This window comes from Streptomyces paradoxus (assembly GCF_014202475.1).
GTDB classification, from domain to species: Bacteria; Actinomycetota; Actinomycetes; order Streptomycetales; family Streptomycetaceae; genus Streptomyces; species Streptomyces paradoxus.
Map to the genome: position 1 here is coordinate 579,555 of NZ_JACHGV010000003.1, position 16,287 is coordinate 595,841.

Below are 16,287 nucleotides of genomic sequence, written 5' to 3' on the forward strand. Positions count from 1 at the left end.
TCATTGCGTATATCGCTCAACGCTGTCTAACATCTCGGCCACCCCCGGTCAATGGAACCGGCACCCACCGAAGCCGCCGAGGAGCTACGAGCATCGTGACCCCCACCGGACCCTGCAACGCCCCCGACGTCGTGGACGTCGTCGCGCTCGGCGAGTCCATGGTCACGTTCCTGCCTTCCCGGCCGGGGCGCCTCGCCGATGTGCCGTCGTTCGAGCGGGGGATCGGCGGGGCGGAGTCGAACGTGGCGTGCGCACTGGCGGCGGCGGGGCACTCCGTGCGGTGGATCAGCGCCGTGGGCGCGGACGGCTTCGGCGACCATCTCCTGGAGGAGATCGGGTCCTACGGCGTCGACGTCGCGTCCGTACGGCGCGATCCGGCGCGTCCGACCGGGATCTACTTCCGCACGGCGGGGGACCGGGCCGGTGACGCGCACGAGGTGGCCTACTACCGGGCCGGATCGGCGGCCTCGGCGATGTCCGCCGACACGGTGGACCTGGCCGCGGTGCGCGCCGGGCGCGTGCTGCACCTCTCGGGGATCACCGCCGCGCTCTCCCCCGCCTGCCTCGGCCTGATGCGCGAGCTGACCGCCCGCCGCCCCGGCCGGCCCCTGGTCTCCTTCGACGTCAACCACCGTCCCGGGCTGTGGAGCGCCCCGGACGCCCCGATGGTGCTGCGCGACCTCGCCCGGGGCGCGGACCTCGTGTTCGTCGGCCAGGACGAGGCCTGGGGGCTGCACAGCGCCGAGGCCGTCCGCGCCGCCCTCCCCGAACCCGGCGTGCTGGTCGTCAAGCAGGGCGCCGCGGGAGCCACCGTCTTCGAGGAGCGGGACGTCACCTTCGTGCCCGCCCCACGGGTCGACGTCGTCGCCGCCGTCGGTGCCGGCGACGCCTTCGCCGCCGGTTTCCTCTCCGCCACCCTGCGCGGTCTGCCCGTCCGGGACCGGCTGCGGCACGGGCACCTCACGGCCGCCGCCGCGCTCACCGCGCCGGGCGACCTCGCCGTCCCGCCCGCCCGGGAGCACGCCGACCGGCTCGCCGCCCTGGACGACGCGGCATGGGGGAGACTGCGACTCGGCCCGGGCTGGACCGAGGACACCCAGCGGGCCGACGAGGAGGTACGTACGCCATGAGCCAGACCGTCGACCGCGCGCTCAGCATCCTGCCGCTGCTCGCCGAGGGCCCCGCCGACCTGGGGCAGGTCGCCGACCGCCTCGGCGTCCACAAGTCCACCGCCCTGCGCCTGCTGCGCACCCTGCACGAGCACGGGCTCGTCTACCGCCAGTCCGACCAGCGCTACCGCCTCGGCGCCCGGCTCTTCGCGCTCGCCCAGGAGGCGATGGAGAACCTCGACGTCCGCGAGATCGCCCATCCCCACCTGGTCCGCCTCAACGAGAGCTGCGGGCACACCGTGCACCTCGCCGTGTACGAGGAGAACGAGGTCCTCTACATCGACAAGGTCGAGAGCCGCTACCCCGTGCGGATGTACTCCCGCATCGGCAAGCCCGTCGCCATCACCGTCGCCGCGGTCGCCAAGCTGCTCCTGGCCGACCTGCCCGAGCACGAGCGGCGGGCCATCGCGGAGAAGCTCGACTACCCCACGTACACGTCCCGTTCGACACCCAACGCCGGCGCGTTCCTGCGCGAGCTGGAGAAGGTGCGCGAGCAGGGCTGGGCCACCGACCTCGGCGGCCACGAGGAGTCCATCAACTGCGTCGCGGCGCCCGTCCGCGGCGCCGACGGCCGGGTCGTCGCCGCGATGTCGGTCTCCGCGCCGAACGTCGTCGTCACCGCCGACGAACTCCTCACCCTCCTGCCGCTGGTGCGCCGTACGGCGGACGCCATCAGCGGCGAGTACTCCGGCAGGACACCAGTGAAGGGCACCGAATGACGGACAAGACGGCACTCACCCCGAAGACCCACACCACCCCGCCGGCGAAGTTCTCGCACGGTGTGAAGAAGGGCAACATCCTCCAGGTCGCCGGCCAGGTCGGCTTCCTGCCCGCCGAGGAGGGCAAGGCGCCCACGCCCGCCGGGCCGACCCTGCGCGAGCAGACCCTCCAGACCCTGGCCAACGTCAAGGCCATCCTGGAGGAGGGCGGCGCCTCCTGGGACGACGTGATGATGATCCGCGTCTACCTCACGGACGTCGACCACTTCGCCGAGATGAACGCCCTCTACAACGCGTACTTCGAGGAGCAGGGCCTGACCCAGCCGCCCGCCGCGCGCACGACGGTCTACGTCGGCCTTCCCGCGGATCTCCTCATCGAGATCGACGCGCTGGCCGTCCTCGGCTGACCCACCTCCACCCCGCCTTTCCCGGGCGCGGCGCCGTTCGATGCGCCGCGCCGCGCTCCCCCCTACCCCGAAACCGCATGCATTTACCCAGAGGACCCCCGAATGTCCCCTTCGCTCGCCGCGTCCGCCCCCGTCGAGACCCCACCCCACACGGGAGGGCTGCTCCTCCTCGTCGACGGCACGGCCGGACTCCTGCTCACCGCGGCGCTCGGCATCGTGCTGTTGCTCTTCCTCATCATCAGGACGAGACTCCAGCCGTTCGTCGCCCTGCTCGCGGTCTCCATAGCCGTCGGCCTCGCCGCCGGACTGTCGGTCACCGAACTCTTCGGCACGGTCCAGAAGTCGGACGCCGTCTCCACCATCGAGTCCGGCATGGGCGGCATCCTCGGCCACGTCGCGATCATCATCGGCCTGGGCACCATGCTCGGCGCGATCCTCGAAGTCAGCGGCGGCGCCGAGGTGCTGGCGAGGCGTCTGCTCGGCCTGTTCGGCGAGAAGCGCGCCCCGCTCGCCATGGGCCTCACCGGCCTGATCTTCGGCATCCCCGTCTTCTTCGACGTCGGCATCTTCGTCCTGGCCCCGATCGTCTACGCCGCCGCCAAACGCCCCCAAGGGCCTCCGACAAGCTCCGGTCCAGGGGGGACCCCCACCGGCAAGTCGATCCTGCTCTACTGCCTGCCGCTGCTCGCTGGCCTGTCCGTGACGCACGCCTTCCTGCCGCCGCACCCGGGCCCGGTCGCCGCGGCCGGTCTCCTCCACGTCGACCTCGGCTGGGTCATCCTCATGGGCATCGTCTGCGGTCTGCCGGCCGTGGTGGCCGCGTGGGCCTACTCGGCGTGGATCGGCCGCCGCATCTTCGTCCCCGTGCCGCAGGACATGGTCGAGGCGGCCGAGGAGGCCAGGCAGGCCGTCGTCGACGAGCAGCGGGCCGCCGGGGTCGCGCCCAGCGAGCAGCCGGTGTCCCTCGGCACGGTCCTCGCCATCATCGGCACGCCCCTGGTGCTCATCCTCGCCGCCACCTTCTCCTCGATCGCCCTCGACCCCTCCACGCTGCGCTCGGTGATCGAGTTCTTCGGCAACCCCTTCGTGGCGCTGACGATCGCCCTGTTCCTCGCGTACTACCTGCTGGGCATCCGCCGCGGCTGGTCCCGCAAGTCCCTGGAGACGGTGTCCACGGCGTCCCTCAAGCCGGTCGGCAACATCCTGCTCGTGGTCGGCGCGGGCGGCGTCTTCGGCGCCGTCCTCAAGGCCAGCGGCGTCGCCCAGGCCCTCTCGGACACCTTCCACGACGTCGGCCTGCCGGTGCTCGTGCTCTCCTACCTGATCTCGGTGGTCCTGCGCGTGGCCCAGGGCTCGGCGACGGTCGCCATCGTCACGACGGCCGGCATCGTCGCCCCCCTGCTCGCCGAGGGCGACCACTCCCAGGCCTTCGTCGCCCTGGTCATCATGGCCATCTCCGCGGGCTCCATCTTCGCCTCGCACGTCAACGACGGAGGCTTCTGGATGGTCGCCAAGTACTTCGGCATCAGCGAGCGGGACACCCTCAAGACCTGGACGGTGCTGGAAAGCGTGCTGTCGGTGGCGGGGTTCGCGGTGGCGGCCGTGCTGAGCCTGTTCGTGTAGGCGTCTGATAACGAAGTCGGGGTCGACTGTGTGCCGCACAGGTTTCTCGACCATACTTCTGCGCTGTGGAGCAGCGCATAGGTTCGAGCAGCCAGCCCCTGGAAGGCGCCGGATTCGACCCGGCCTTCATCCCCGGGCTCACGTCACCCGCGTCCGGACGGACGGAGGGGGACGGGCCGGAGAAGGAGCCTGAGGCCGCGGACGCCGAGGAGGCCGAAGAGGCCCCCGCCGAGTCGGAGGAGACGGCAAAGGCGTCCCCCTCCGAACCGGAGGAGGACACCGAAGCCGACCCCGACGGACCCGTCTTCGAGGCGTCCGACCGCCGCGCCAGGATGGTCGCCGACCGCAGAGGCGTCCGCATGTCCCTGGACGACCAGGAGTGCGAGTTCCGCTGGGACGAGATCGGCGCGGTCGAGACGGAGACGGCCCGCTTCGGCAAGCGGTACACCGTCACCGTCCACACCCCTGACCGGCGCTGGTACCCGATCGAGATCGAGGCACCGGCCAGGAGCCACTTCAAGGAGTGGGACGCGCGGTTGGACGCGGTGCTGGACGCCTACTTCGAGGAAGAGGAAGAGGAAGTCGCGGGCTAACCGCAGTACTGCGCTTCCTTTCCGATCGACCGGTACATGCAGTCCGCGTTCTCCAGCAGTTGCAGCACCGCGTCGCGGTTACGGGAGGTCTCCCGCTCGATCACCTCGTCGGGCGGGTAGAACCCACCCCCGCCGGAGCGCGGGTACATCTCGAAGGTGTAGCCGAAGATCTTGTGCGCACCCCAGAGGTAGTCGTCGATCGACCCGTCCGTGATGTACAGGTCGCTGGACTGCTCCGCCGTGTACCCGTTGCTCGCGGCCATCTTCTGGCCCACGGTCTTGAACGCCGCGTGGTCGTCCGCGGTCATCCCGGTCGTCGTGTCGGAGTACGTGTAGCCGAACGGCCACAGCACCAGCTCGCTGTAAGTGTGGAAGTCCACGCCGGCCCTGATCTGCTGCTTGCCGCCCACGACCCGGCTGCGCACGAAGTCGGCCACGACCTTCACCTCGGGCGCGGACTCCGCCGAGGTCCCCCGGTAGGTGTCCGAGGACGTCGACCCGGAGGAGCCGCCGCAGCAGCCCCAGCGGTAGTTCCAGTTGCGGTTCAGGTCCGTACCGACGTACGACGAACCGGAGTTGGGCTGCCGGTTCTTGCGCCAGGAGCGGTACGAGCCGGTGGCGATGTCGTACTCGCCGCCGTCCGGGTTGATGTCCGGGACGATCCAGATCTCGCGGTTGTTCACCATGTTCGTGACGCGTGAGTCGGAGCCGTAGTCGGAGGTCAGCTCGCGCAGCAGGTAGAGCGCCATCTCGACGGTCAGATGCTCGCGGGCGTGCTGGTGGTGCGTGAACAGCACCTCCGGCTCGGACTCGTCGGCGCCGACGTTGTCGCTGATCTTGATGGCGACGATGTTCCGGCCCTGGTACGACTTGCCGATCACGCGCTGGCTCGCGATGGACGGGTTGGCCGAGACGATCGAGTTGATCTCGCTCGTCATCTCCGCGTAGTTGTGGTACTTCGAGTCGGCCGACGGGAAGTCGAGGAGCCGGACGTCGTCCTCGCCGGCGGACCGGTCGGGCACCGCGCCGAGCGGTGCTACCTCGTAGCCCAGCGTGCGCAGCTTCTTGATCTGGTCCGCGCGGCCGGAGACCACGACGCCGTGTCCGTGGACCTCGTCCACGGTCACGCCCGCGCGCTGAAGTGCCGTACGGTCCTTTGCCGTCGAATGCAGATGGATCTCGTACTGCCGGACGTCGTCGGCCGAAGCGGCCGGCTTGCGGGCGCTGTCGGCGGTGGCGTCGCCCGTCGTCGCGGACAGGGGCGCCGCGAGGGCGAGGGCGAGGAGGCCGGCGAGGGCGGCGGTGCGTCTGCCGGTGCGGGCACCGGAGCCTCGTATGCGAAGTCGCATGAAATCTCCTTGTGGGAGGTGGGGTTGTTCAGTGCGACGTACGTGGTGCGGGTGGCGCATATCGTTCTGCCAATGGCATGAGCAGGTCAAGACCGAAAGTGGCCGCGCAGTGTACGCGTGCGGCACCACGGCCGAGGTGTCCCGGCGGAAGTACACCCACAGGTGTGGCCCCGGCGTGCCTGGATGTACGCACCGGGGGAGAGTGAGGGTCCGCGCAACGGGAGCCGGAGTGCCGGATCCCCGGACCCCCCGAAGGACTGGCTGATCATGGGCGGATCAGCGCCACGACGGGACCACCACCTGCCGGCCGAGACGACCAGCTTCGTCGACCGGCGTGGCGAACTGACCCAGGGCCGCGAACTGCTGGCCCGCGCACGGCTGGTGACGCTGACCGGACCGGGCGGCGTGGGCAAGACCCGGCTCGCCGCACGCATCGCGGCCCGGGTGCGGCGTGCCTTCCCGGACGGCGTGCGGTTCGTGCACCTGTCCGGACTGCACGACCCGGCACTCGTCCCGCTCGCCGCCGCCGACGCCCTGGGCCTCCACGACCGCTCCGCCCAACCGCCCCTGGACGCCCTCGTCGAACAGGTGCGGGACCGGCGGCTGCTCCTCGTCGTCGACAACTGCGAGCACCTGGCCGGTGCCTGCGTCCGGCTCGCCGCGGCCCTGCTGCACGGCACCGAGGGCGTCCGGATCCTCGCCACCAGCCGGCACCGGCTCGGCCTCACCGAGGAACACCTCCTGGAGGTACGGCCGCTGCCGGTGCCCGACCCGGACGGCGACCTGTCCGCCGCCGAGGGCTACCCGGCCCTCACCCTCTTCGCCGACCGGGCCGCCGCCGTCGTCCCCGGCTTCCGCCTCACCCCCGCCAACCGTGCCTCCGTCGCCCGGCTGTGCCACCGCCTGGACGGTCTGCCCCTCGCCATCGAACTCGCCGCCGTCCGCATGCGCGTTCTCGACGTCGACCAGCTCCTGGACCGCCTCGACGACCGCTACCGCTTCCTCACCACCGGCAGTCCCGCCGCCCTGCCCCGCCACCAGACCCTGCGGGCGGCGGTCGCCTGGAGCCACGACCTGTGCACCCTCCCCGAGCAGACGGTGTGGGCCCGGCTGTCGGTCCTGGCGGGCAGCTTCGACCTGGAGACGGCGGAAGCGGTCTGCGCGGACACCGGCCCGGGCGGCGACGCCCGGATCCCGGAGGGCGCGGCGCGACTCCTAGCGCTCCCGCACGCCGCCCCGCCCGCGCTGCCGGCCCGGCCCACGGCCGGGTCCGGTGCACACGCCCCGCCCGCGGCGGCCCCCACCGGCACCCTCACCCTGCTCCCGCCCGCCGGCCTGCGCAGGGACGACGTCCTGGAAGCCGTCGCCGGACTCGTGGACAAGTCCGTGCTCTGCCGTGAGACCGGGCCCGGCGGCGTGCGGTACCGGCTGCTCGACACCCTGCGGCAGTACGGTCTCGAACAGTTACGCCGGGGCACCGGGCAGGAGGAGGCCGCACGGCGGCGGCAGCGGGACTGGATGGCGCTGCGGGCCGAGGAGTGCGAGCGCGGCTGGTTCGGCCCCGGGCAGCCGGAGACCGCCGCCCTGCTGCGCGCCGACCAGGACAATCTGCGCGCCGCCCTCGACTTCAGCCTCACCGCCCCCGGAGAGGCCCTCGCCGGGCTGCGCCTCGCCGGCACGCTCTGGTTCCACTGGCACGCCTGCGGCGCCTCCCGCGAGGGCCTGTACTGGCTCGACCGGGCCCTGGCCGCCGCCCCCGAACCGACCCGGGAGCGGGCCCGCGGCCTCTGGGTCGCCGGCCTGCTGGCCGCCGCCACCCGGGACTTCCCCCGGGGCCGCCGCCACGCCACCGACGCCCTCGCCCTCGCCCGCGCCCTCGGCGACACCGCCGAGGCCGCGCACGCCGAGTACGTCATCGGCGTCATCCGGCTGTTCGGCGACGACCTGCCCGGAGCGCTGCGGCACTTCGAGGCCACCGTCGCCCGCGGCCCCGTGCCCGGCCAGCACCTCAGTCTCGTCGGCCTCGACCAGGTCGAACTCGCCTGCGCGCTCGGCTTCCTGGGAGAGGCCGAGCGGGCCGTCGAGGTCTGCGAGCAGGCCCTGCGGCTGTGCGAGCGGCACGGCGAGCAGTGGGTCCGCTCCTACGTGCTGCGCATGCTCGCCCTCGCCCACACCGTGCGCGGCGACCTGCCCCGGGCGCAGCGGCACGCCCGTGAGGCGCTGCGGCTGAAACTCGCCGTCCACGACGTCATCGGCATCGCCCTCACCCTCGACCTGCTCGCGTCGATCGCGGCCCAGCGCGGCGCCGCCGAGCACGCCGCGGTGCTGCTGGGCGGCGCCGACCGCGTCTGGGCCGACATCGACACCGGCCGCTGGGGCTCCCACACCCTCAACTCCGTACGCCGGGACAGCGAGGAGCTGGCGGGCCGGGTCCTCGGCCGCGAGGCGTTCGAACGGGCCCACCGGCGGGGCGGGGCACTCGGACTGCGGGAGCTGGCCGGCCACGCGCTCCAGGAGCCGGGCCGCCCGCCCGGCGCGGAGGCCGCCGACCCGCCGCCGTACGGGGACACCACGGCCCGGCTGACCCGCCGCGAGACCGAAGTGGCCCGGCTCGTCGCCGAAGGGCTCGCCAACCAGCAGATCGCCGACCGCCTGGTGATCTCCCGCCGCACCGCCGAAGGCCATGTGGAACGCATCCTCGGCAAGCTCGGCTTCAGCAACCGCAGCCAGATCGCGGCCTGGATGACGGCACAGCGCTGACCGCCCCACCCGCACCCACCCACCCGAGGGGATCACGTGACCACCGGACAACTCACCCCGTTCGACCACCGCATGGCCGTCTTCGACTCCGACGACGGCTTCGTGGCCGCCGCCCTGCCCTTCCTCGGCGAAGGCCTCGGCGCCTCCGGCGAACCGCCACCGGTGGCCATCGCCGCCCCGCGCAACCTGGACCTCCTGCGGGACGCCCTCGGCTCCGGCGCGAAGGACGTCACCTGCATCCCGCACACCGACTGGTACACCGGCTCCGCCGCCAACGCCGTCGCCCAGGCCGCCGCGTACCTGGGGGCGCACGCCGGACCCGGCGGCCGCATGCACCTCGTCATGGAGCCCGTCTGGAGCGGCCGGGCCGGCCGCTCGGCCCGCGAGACCACCGAGTGGATCCGCTACGAGGCCCTCGCCAACGTCCTCTTCGCTCCCATGGCCACGACCGCTCTGTGCGCGTACGACACCCGCACCGCCGGGCCCGCCGTCATCGCCGCGGCCCGCCGTACCCACCCCGACACCGAGGTCTACCAGGATCCGCTGCGGCTCGCGGCCGAACTCGACGCCGTGCCGCTGCCGTTGCCCCCGGCCGGGGCGCGGCCCCTCGCCGAGCCGCACGCCGCGGCCGTGCAGAGCTGGGCGGTGGGCCGGGGACTGCCCGCCGCCGACGCCGAGCTGTTCGCCGCCGCCGTGGCGGAGACCGCGGCGGCCCTCGCACCCCTCGGCGGTGCGGCCCTGCTGTGGGGCGAGGCCCCGGCCTGCGTCTGCGAACTGCGCTCGGCCCGGCGCCTCGACGACCCGCTCGCCGGCTTCGTCCCACCGGCCGCCGGCCCGGAACCGGGCCCGGGGCTGTGGTACGCGCGTCAGGTCTGCGCCTACGTGGACATCCGCGACGACGCCGACGGAGCGACGGTCCGACTCCAGTACGCATAGCCCTCCCACCTGCACAAGCAGGTAGGGGATCAGGTAGTCCTCCCCCTGCGCCGGGCCGCTCCCGGGGACCACCCTGGACCCCATGCTGCAACTCTCCGGGCGGCACCTCCCCGATCCCGACGCCCGCTACGGCCCGTTCCCGCAACCGCCCCTGGGAGCAGGCCATCTGCGTGTCGAGTACGCACCCCGGCCCTCCGCCGTGCGCGAGGCACGCGCGGAGGTCCGCAGGCAGCTGGAGGGATGGGGGCTCGCCGAGCGCGGTGAGGTCGCGGACGTGGCCGAACTGCTCGTCGGTGAACTGGCCACCAACGCCCTGGTGCACGCCGGGAGCCGCTTCCGGCTCACGCTCTTCGCCGCACACGGCGTACTGCGCTGCGAGGTCGCCGACGGCGAGCGTCGCGTGCCACGGGTCCTGGACGCGGGCGCCGGGGAGAGCGGCCGTGGAATGTTCCTGGTGGACGCGCTCGCCCAGCGCTGGGGCTGCCACCGGGACGGGCCGGGCAAGACCGTGTGGTTCGAGCTCGGCACGTGCGGGGCGGACGGCTGTGGTCGGCGACGGCCGTAGTGCTCCGCCGGGCCTGACCGGGCAGGGTGCCCTACGGGCATCGCGTGAAGATCCGGTCAGGCCCTCTTGTCCCGCGGGCGCCTTTGGGCTTTCTTGACCTGCATGGCGGACACCACGGGAAACACCACGGACCAGGCTCCCCAACAACCCCCGATGCGCAAGGCGAGCTGGAAGTACATCGGCCCGGGCATCGTCGTCGCGGCGACCGGTGTCGGCGCCGGTGACCTGGTCGCCACGCTCATCGCGGGCAGCAACTTCGGCTACACGCTGCTGTGGGCCGCGATCATCGGCTGCCTGGTGAAGATCTCCCTGGCCGAGGCGGCCGGCCGCTGGCACCTGTCCACGGGCCGCACCCTGTTCGACGGCTGGGCCAGCCTCGGCCGCTGGACGACGTGGTTCTTCGCGGTCTACGTCGTGGTCTGGGGCTTCGTCTACGGCGCCGCGGCGATGTCGTCGAGCGCGCTGCCGCTGCAGGCGCTGTTCCCCGACGTGATGGACCTCAAGTGGTGGGGCATCGCCTGCGGTCTGGTCGGTCTGGTCTTCGTCTGGTTCAACAAGTACGCGGTGTTCGAGAAGGTCATGACGGTCCTGGTGGGCGTCATGTTCGTGGTGACGGTGTACCTGGCGATCCGGGTCACGCCGAACATCCCCGACGCCTTCGCCGGGCTGCTGCCGGTCCTCCCGGACGAGAAGGACTCGATCCTCAACACGCTGGGTCTCATCGGCGGCGTGGGCGGCACGATCACGCTCGCGGCGTACGGCTACTGGGTCAACGCCAAGGGCTGGACCGACACCGGCTGGATGAAGGTCATGCGGCTGGACAACCGCGTCGCCTACGCCACGACCGGCATCTTCGTCATCGCCATGCTGTTCGTCGGCGCGGAGCTGCTCCACTCGGCGAACGTCGCCATCGCGAGCGGCGACAAGGGCCTGATCCAGCTGGGCGACATCCTGGAGGAGGAGTACGGCTCGGCCACGGCGAAGTTCTTCCTGATCGGCTTCTTCGCCACGTCCTTCACCTCGCTGATCGGGGTCTGGCACGGCGTGAGCCTGATGTTCGCCGACTTCGTGGCCCGTTTGTCGGGCCGGGGCCAGGCCAAGGGCGAGGAGGTCGCCTCGGGCACACGCGAGCGTTCCTGGCCGTTCCGCGCCTACCTGCTCTGGCTGACCTTCCCGCCGATGATCCTGCTCTTCGAGGGCCAGCCCTTCCGCCTGATCATCATCTACGGCGTCCTCGGCGCGGCCTTCCTGCCCTTCCTCGCCGGCACGCTCATCTGGCTCCTGAACTCCCCCCGCACGCCCCGCGAGTGGCGCAACGGCCCGGTGAGCAACGTGATGCTCGCCGTTGCGGGGCTGCTCTTCCTGATCCTGTGTGTGAAGCAGATCTGGGACCAGCCGTGGGGGGAGTTCTTCTAGGAGGCGCCGGGACACCGGTTACGGCAGCGCGTCCACGTGCGGTCCCACGGCGTTGGACCACGCGTTGCCGGACGTGGCGTCCCAGTTGGTCGACCAGGTCATCGCGCCCCGCAGGGCCGGGTAGGTCCGCGGCGGCTTGAAGCTGCCGCAGTTGGTGGCCTTGGTGAGGCAGTCCAGGGCGTTGTTGACCACGGTCGGCGACACGTAGCCGCCCCCTGCCGCGCGGGTGGAGGCGGGCAGGCCGAGCCCGACCTGGGACGGGGCGAGGCCGTTCTCCAGCTGGATGCAGGCCAGGGCCGTCAGGAAGTCGACCGTGCCCTGGCTGTAGACCTTGCCGTCGCAGCCGAGCATGGAACCGCTGTTGTAGTACTGCATGTTGACGACGGTGAGGATGTCCTTGATGTTCAGCGCGGTCTGGAAGTAGGAGTTCGACGTCGACTGCATGTCGATGGTCTGCGGCGCCATCGTGATGATCAGGGACGGGCCCGCCTTCGCGGACAGGGCGCGCAGCGCCTGCGTCATGTAGGTGGCGTTGAGGCCGTTCTCCAGGTCGATGTCGACGCCGTCGAAGCCGTACTCCTGCATCACGGACCAGAGGCTGTTGGCGAAGTTCGTCGCCGATGCCGCATCGTTGACGGTGACCGTGCCGCGCTCGCCGCCGACCGAGATGACGACCTTCTTGCCGGCCGCCTGCTTGGCCTTCACGTCGGCCTTGAACTGGTCGACGGTGTAACCGTTCAGCCCGGCCGAGTCGAGGGTGAACGACACCGCGCCCGGCGTGCCCGTGGCGTCCGCGAAGGCCACCGCGATGATGTCGTAGTGGGCCGGCACCTCCGAGATCTTCTGGACGGCCGCGCCGTTGTCGAAGTTCTGCCAGTAGCCGGTCACCGCGTGCTTGGGGAGGGCGGGGCCGGGGCCGGACGTGTTGTTCGTGGTCCCCGTGACCGCCGCCGACTTCGGCGACTCACCGGCCGCGTTCGTCGCCGTGACCTGGAAGGAGTACGACGTCGAGGCGGCGAGTCCCGTCACTGTCGCCGAGGTGCCGGAGACCGCCGTGACCTTCGTGCCGTCGCGATGGACGGTGTAACCCGTGGCGCCGGAGACGGTGTTCCAGGCGAGCGACACCGACGAGGACGTCGTGCCGGAGACGCGCAGGCCGCTCGGCGCGGCCGGAACCGTGGGGCCCGGGTCGGTGCCGCCGCCCCCGTCGGGGCCGAACACCGACACGTCGTCGGCGTAGTAGGCGGCCTGGCCGTACCAGCCGTGCGTGTACACCGTCACCGAGGTCGTCGACGCGCCCGTGGTGAAGGTCGTCGACAGCTGCTTCCAGGAGGCGGAGTCCGGGGTCCAGGTGGACACGTCGGTCGTGCCGGTGCCCGTCACGCCCAGGTAGGCGTAACCGCCCCGCACCCAGGCGCCCAGGCTGTACGTCGCGTTGGGCTTCACCCGCACGGTCTGGGTACACCGGGCGTTGTCCTGACCGGCGGGGGTCGCCCGCAGCGCGGACGTGCCGCTGCGCACCGGGGAGGAGACCGTCGCACCGCTGCCCGCCGAGCAGGTCCAGTCGCTCAGGCCCGACTCGAAGCCGGCGTTCCTGGCGTTGTTGACGTCGGCGGCGTTCGCCTGGCCGACGGTCGTGACAGTGAGGGCCAGGGCAGCCGTGACGGCGCCCGACCACAGCCGCAGGGATCGTCTGTGTCTGGACATGACAAGAAAATGGTCCAGACCAGAGGCGGTGTCAAGAGGTCCAGACCAACCTGTCGAGCAGCAGCCCCACGGCGCATCCCGCCAGCAGCACGCCCGTGGACATCCAGAACGCCGCACCCGCCAGGTCCAGCACGTCCGGCCGCAAGGCCAGCAGCAGCACCTGCGCCGCCGCCGGAACCGCGCACGCCGCCGCCAGGTGCCGCACCGGCATCTCCCGCCACGGCTCCGGATGCACCCGCGCCGCCGCCCAGGTCGCCAGCACGACACACACCAGGTTCGGCAGGTGCACCAGCGCCAGCGCGGCACCGAAGGAGCCGACCCCGTCCGGGCCGGCCAACGGGTCGTGGATCAACGTCATCTGGACGTACTCGGTGAGGACCAGCACCACGATGCCGACGGCCCAGCAGCGGACGAGAGTCATCGATTGCCCCCGGTGATCTCGAAGAAGAGCAGGATCGCGAAACCGGCCGTGGCCATGCCGCAGCCCGCGGCCAGGGCCAGCGACTGGAGCACCGGGGACCAGCTGCCCCGGCCCGCAACCGTCGCCGTGCCCTCGGGATCGCGAGGGTCGTAGGTGACGGTGACCGCGCTGCCCTCCGTCGTCGGCCGGCCGGCCAGGTCCTCGAACTCGACCCGGGCGCCGTCGGCCGTGCGGAAGGCGAAGAAGTGCCGCCGGGCGTCGGAGCGGTCGTACGGCTCGGTCTCCACCCGGACGCACTCGCCCTCCGCCCGGACACCGCGCCGCAGCACCCGCGCCACCGTCACCAGCCGCCGGGCGTACGTCCACGACAGCGCGCCGAACAGCGCGACGAGCAGCGCGAGGACGACGTATCCGGCGCCCGGCACCTCCACGGCTAGTGCACCTCGACCGAGTCGATGATCCGGTCCAGGTCCCCGTCCGGCAGGGCCCCCCGCTGTGCGTCGATCCGGATCGCGAAGGCCGTGTCGGCGGAGTCCAGGCCCGCCAGGATCACACCCTCGACCGGGGTGCCCTTGGCCGGTCCGCCGTCCTCGCCGGTCGCCTCGAAGGAGAAGTCGATCCGCTTCGCCTCGTCGGTGCCGGTCAGTTCCACGTCCTTCTGGCCCTCGACCTTCGCGCCCATCTGGATGCCCGCCTCCGCCGCGATCGCGGCCTGCTCGGCCGAATTCGCCTCGGTGAACCCGAGTTGCACCGTGATGACCGAGACCTTCTTCCCGCCCTCCGTGCGCACCGCCGCCGCGGCGTTGTGCTTGCCGCGTTCGGCGGCGCTCTGCTCCTCGTAGCCCTTGGGGTACGAGACGTCGACGCCCTTGGTCTTCAGCGTCCCCCAGCCGTCCGGCACGGAGCCCCCGCCGGAGTCTGTGCCCCCACAGCCGGTCAGGGCCACGGCGGTCGTCAGCAGGGCGGCGGCCAGGCAGGCACGGCGGGTCTTCATCGGCAGGGGCTCCCGTCTCGTCAGTTCGCACAGTAGCTGTAGGGAAGATAGGAGCGACCGTCCCCGCGGGGCGCCCCCAGGAACCGGGCGTCGGTCAGGGTCTCCGACTTCTTCTCCGTGGTGATCGTCATGCCCAGACTGAGCCCCAGATTCAACTCGAAGCCGTACTCGGCCGCGTTCACATCGCCCGTGTATGTCATCCGGCTCGACTTGCCCTGGTCGAACATCAGCTGCCCGAAGGGGTCGTCGGCGCCCGGCCGGGAGGTCGGCGCGTGGTCGGAGAACATGTACTGGAAGGGCGTGGCGACCTGCTCGTTGCTGCTGTCCAGCCACCGCTCGGCGACCGCCCGGTCCCGGTCACCGGCCGGGCCGGGGTCGAAGGTGAGCGTGTTCGTGACGATCTCGATGCCGGTCTGCGAGTCGGTGCCCTTCACCCCGGCGTTCCCGCCCCGCTTCTCGTCGTCCTTCTTGCCGTTGTCGCCGCCCGCCTTGGCGCCGTCCTTCTGGCCGCCCTCCTCGACGGTGCGGGTCATGTCGACGCGGACCAGCTTGCCGGTCTTCTTGTCGTAGGTGACCGTGATGGTGCCGGTCTGCGTCGTGTTCGCCGCGTACTCGCCGCTGAGCGGGCCCGCCTCGTAGCCCACCTTGGAGCCGTACTCGATCGACGAGGAGTACGTGTACGACTTGGTGTTCTTGTAGGAGTTGTCGGTCCAGGTGACCTCGGGGGAGTACTTGAAGGTGCCGCCGAGGGCGGCGCTCAGCTTCTTCTCGTCGCCCGCCGAGATCTTCAGGCCCGCCGACGCCGAGGCCTCAAGGCCCACCTTGCCGTAGGTGATCTTCCGGTTGTCGCCGAGGTTCGCCTTGATCCGGTTCTGGGTGTCCTCCTCGTCCTTGAGGGGGCCCGTGCCGAAGAGGTAGAGGATGCTGTCGCCGACGCTCGCCTCCGCGCCGCCCGGCATGGTACGCCGCATCTCGTACATCTGGAGCTTCTCCACGTCGTCCCGGAACCGCTGGGCCTCCTCCGGGCTCTGGAACACCCAGGTGTCGCCGTTGGTGACCTTGATGCCGAGTCCGAGCTCCACCTTGTCGGCGCCGAACCGGCCCACCTTCATGCCCGGTTTGAAGTCCTTCTTCGCTGCGACGGACGCGGCGTCCGTGAAGGTCAGATAGACCAGCTGGTCGCTGTCGTCGACCTTGCCGTCCCCGTTGACGTCCGTCTTCGCCTTCAGGTGCTGCTCCTGGAAGCCGTACTCCTTGCCGATCTCCCAGAAGAAGACCTTCGCCTTGGAACCCGCCTTGTCGGTGACGGACGAGACCTGGCACAGCGCCGGCTCGAAGTCCGCGTCGGTGAGCGGCTCGCCCTGACCGGTGCCGCCCGTCCCGCAGTCGCCGCCGCCGGCGACCCGGCAGACCTGCGCGGCGATCTTGTCGTAGACCAGCTGCCCGACTCCGGTCGCCGAGACGGCCAGGACGATCGCCGCGCTGACGACGACCATCCCCAGGTATTCGGTGCCGGTCGCACCCCGGTCGTCGAAGACCCGTCTGTGCCCGTACGCCCGTATGCCGCCCCCGACCGCCATACGGCATCCCTCCTCGCCCGGTCCACGTGCCTGTGGGACGGCGAGCGT

15 protein-coding genes are annotated in these 16,287 nt (G+C 71.6%); 9 read left to right on the forward strand and 6 right to left on the reverse strand.

Annotated elements, in window-relative coordinates:
- Nucleotides 1-95: 95 nt before the first annotated feature.
- The 5 genes from HNR57_RS12375 to HNR57_RS12395 all read left to right on the forward strand — a co-directional run bounded on the left by HNR57_RS12375 (nucleotide 96) and on the right by HNR57_RS12395 (nucleotide 4,511).
- A complete protein-coding gene (locus HNR57_RS12375; RefSeq protein ID WP_184559748.1) occupies nucleotides 96-1,130 on the forward strand; it encodes a sugar kinase in 1,035 nt (344 codons plus the stop codon).
- Nucleotides 1,127-1,888 (forward strand): IclR family transcriptional regulator, encoded by a 762-nt coding sequence (locus tag HNR57_RS12380; protein WP_184559750.1) that lies wholly within the window; start codon nucleotides 1,127-1,129, stop codon nucleotides 1,886-1,888. The genes HNR57_RS12375 and HNR57_RS12380 overlap by 4 nt, the downstream gene beginning before the upstream one ends.
- On the forward strand, nucleotides 1,885-2,295 hold the full coding sequence (locus HNR57_RS12385; protein WP_184559752.1) for a RidA family protein: 411 nt from the start codon (nucleotides 1,885-1,887) through the stop codon (nucleotides 2,293-2,295). The genes HNR57_RS12380 and HNR57_RS12385 overlap by 4 nt, the downstream gene beginning before the upstream one ends.
- Nucleotides 2,296-2,397: 102 nt before the next feature.
- Nucleotides 2,398-3,918: a GntP family permease gene (locus HNR57_RS12390; protein ID WP_184559754.1), complete on the forward strand. Its 1,521-nt coding sequence runs from the start codon at nucleotides 2,398-2,400 to the stop codon at nucleotides 3,916-3,918.
- A gap of 65 nt (nucleotides 3,919-3,983) precedes the next feature.
- Nucleotides 3,984-4,511, forward strand: coding sequence for a hypothetical protein (locus HNR57_RS12395; protein ID WP_184559756.1), 528 nt, complete (start codon nucleotides 3,984-3,986; stop codon nucleotides 4,509-4,511).
- On the opposite strand, the gene HNR57_RS12400 is transcribed toward HNR57_RS12395, so the two are convergent.
- Entirely contained in the window at nucleotides 4,508-5,860 is a 1,353-nt protein-coding gene (locus tag HNR57_RS12400) for a M14 family metallopeptidase (protein WP_184559758.1), read from the reverse strand. The genes HNR57_RS12395 and HNR57_RS12400 overlap by 4 nt on opposite strands.
- A 267-nt stretch (nucleotides 5,861-6,127) precedes the next feature.
- Between HNR57_RS12400 and HNR57_RS12405 the strand changes: the two genes are divergently transcribed.
- The 4 genes from HNR57_RS12405 (at nucleotide 6,128) to HNR57_RS12420 (ending at nucleotide 11,537) form a co-directional block, all read left to right on the forward strand.
- Nucleotides 6,128-8,620, forward strand: coding sequence for an ATP-binding protein (locus HNR57_RS12405; RefSeq protein WP_184559760.1), 2,493 nt, complete (start codon nucleotides 6,128-6,130; stop codon nucleotides 8,618-8,620).
- 36 nt (nucleotides 8,621-8,656) lie between these two features.
- Entirely contained in the window at nucleotides 8,657-9,556 is a 900-nt protein-coding gene (locus tag HNR57_RS12410) for an anti-sigma factor RsbA family regulatory protein (RefSeq protein ID WP_184559762.1), read from the forward strand.
- An 82-nt stretch (nucleotides 9,557-9,638) separates the two neighbouring features.
- On the forward strand, nucleotides 9,639-10,121 hold the full coding sequence (locus tag HNR57_RS12415) for an ATP-binding protein (protein ID WP_246554474.1): 483 nt from the start codon (nucleotides 9,639-9,641) through the stop codon (nucleotides 10,119-10,121).
- A gap of 102 nt (nucleotides 10,122-10,223) precedes the next feature.
- On the forward strand, nucleotides 10,224-11,537 hold the full coding sequence (locus tag HNR57_RS12420; RefSeq protein WP_184559764.1) for an Nramp family divalent metal transporter: 1,314 nt from the start codon (nucleotides 10,224-10,226) through the stop codon (nucleotides 11,535-11,537).
- 18 nt (nucleotides 11,538-11,555) lie between these two features.
- Here the strand turns inward: HNR57_RS12420 and HNR57_RS12425 are convergent, their stop codons facing one another.
- From HNR57_RS12425 to HNR57_RS12445, 5 genes are read right to left on the reverse strand one after another with little or no spacing between them, the layout of a single operon-like run.
- On the reverse strand, nucleotides 11,556-13,244 hold the full coding sequence (locus tag HNR57_RS12425; protein ID WP_184559766.1) for a chitinase: 1,689 nt from the start codon (nucleotides 13,242-13,244) through the stop codon (nucleotides 11,556-11,558).
- Between the two features lie 31 nt (nucleotides 13,245-13,275).
- On the reverse strand, nucleotides 13,276-13,665 hold the full coding sequence (locus HNR57_RS12430) for a hypothetical protein (RefSeq protein ID WP_184559768.1): 390 nt from the start codon (nucleotides 13,663-13,665) through the stop codon (nucleotides 13,276-13,278).
- Nucleotides 13,662-14,096 (reverse strand): DUF3592 domain-containing protein, encoded by a 435-nt coding sequence (locus HNR57_RS12435; RefSeq protein ID WP_184559770.1) that lies wholly within the window; start codon nucleotides 14,094-14,096, stop codon nucleotides 13,662-13,664. Before HNR57_RS12435 ends, HNR57_RS12430 begins: the two co-directional genes overlap by 4 nt.
- Nucleotides 14,097-14,098: 2 nt before the next feature.
- A complete protein-coding gene (locus HNR57_RS12440; RefSeq protein ID WP_184559772.1) occupies nucleotides 14,099-14,659 on the reverse strand; it encodes a hypothetical protein in 561 nt (186 codons plus the stop codon).
- Nucleotides 14,660-14,679: 20 nt separating this feature from the next.
- Entirely contained in the window at nucleotides 14,680-16,239 is a 1,560-nt protein-coding gene (locus HNR57_RS12445; RefSeq protein WP_184559774.1) for a hypothetical protein, read from the reverse strand.
- Between the last annotated feature and the right edge of the window lie 48 nt (nucleotides 16,240-16,287).

Coding starts and splice junctions, on each gene's coding strand:
- HNR57_RS12415 (WP_246554474.1), top strand. CDS start 9,639: ATGCTGCAACTCTCCGGGCGGCACCTCCCCGATCCCGACGCCCGCTAC.
- HNR57_RS12440 (WP_184559772.1), bottom strand. CDS start 14,659: ATGAAGACCCGCCGTGCCTGCCTGGCCGCCGCCCTGCTGACGACCGCC.
- HNR57_RS12420 (WP_184559764.1), top strand. CDS start 10,224: ATGGCGGACACCACGGGAAACACCACGGACCAGGCTCCCCAACAACCC.
- HNR57_RS12445 (WP_184559774.1), bottom strand. CDS start 16,239: ATGGCGGTCGGGGGCGGCATACGGGCGTACGGGCACAGACGGGTCTTC.
- HNR57_RS12400 (WP_184559758.1), bottom strand. CDS start 5,860: ATGCGACTTCGCATACGAGGCTCCGGTGCCCGCACCGGCAGACGCACC.
- HNR57_RS12425 (WP_184559766.1), bottom strand. CDS start 13,244: ATGTCCAGACACAGACGATCCCTGCGGCTGTGGTCGGGCGCCGTCACG.
- HNR57_RS12390 (WP_184559754.1), top strand. CDS start 2,398: ATGTCCCCTTCGCTCGCCGCGTCCGCCCCCGTCGAGACCCCACCCCAC.
- HNR57_RS12380 (WP_184559750.1), top strand. CDS start 1,127: ATGAGCCAGACCGTCGACCGCGCGCTCAGCATCCTGCCGCTGCTCGCC.
- HNR57_RS12405 (WP_184559760.1), top strand. CDS start 6,128: ATGGGCGGATCAGCGCCACGACGGGACCACCACCTGCCGGCCGAGACG.
- HNR57_RS12430 (WP_184559768.1), bottom strand. CDS start 13,665: ATGACTCTCGTCCGCTGCTGGGCCGTCGGCATCGTGGTGCTGGTCCTC.
- HNR57_RS12385 (WP_184559752.1), top strand. CDS start 1,885: ATGACGGACAAGACGGCACTCACCCCGAAGACCCACACCACCCCGCCG.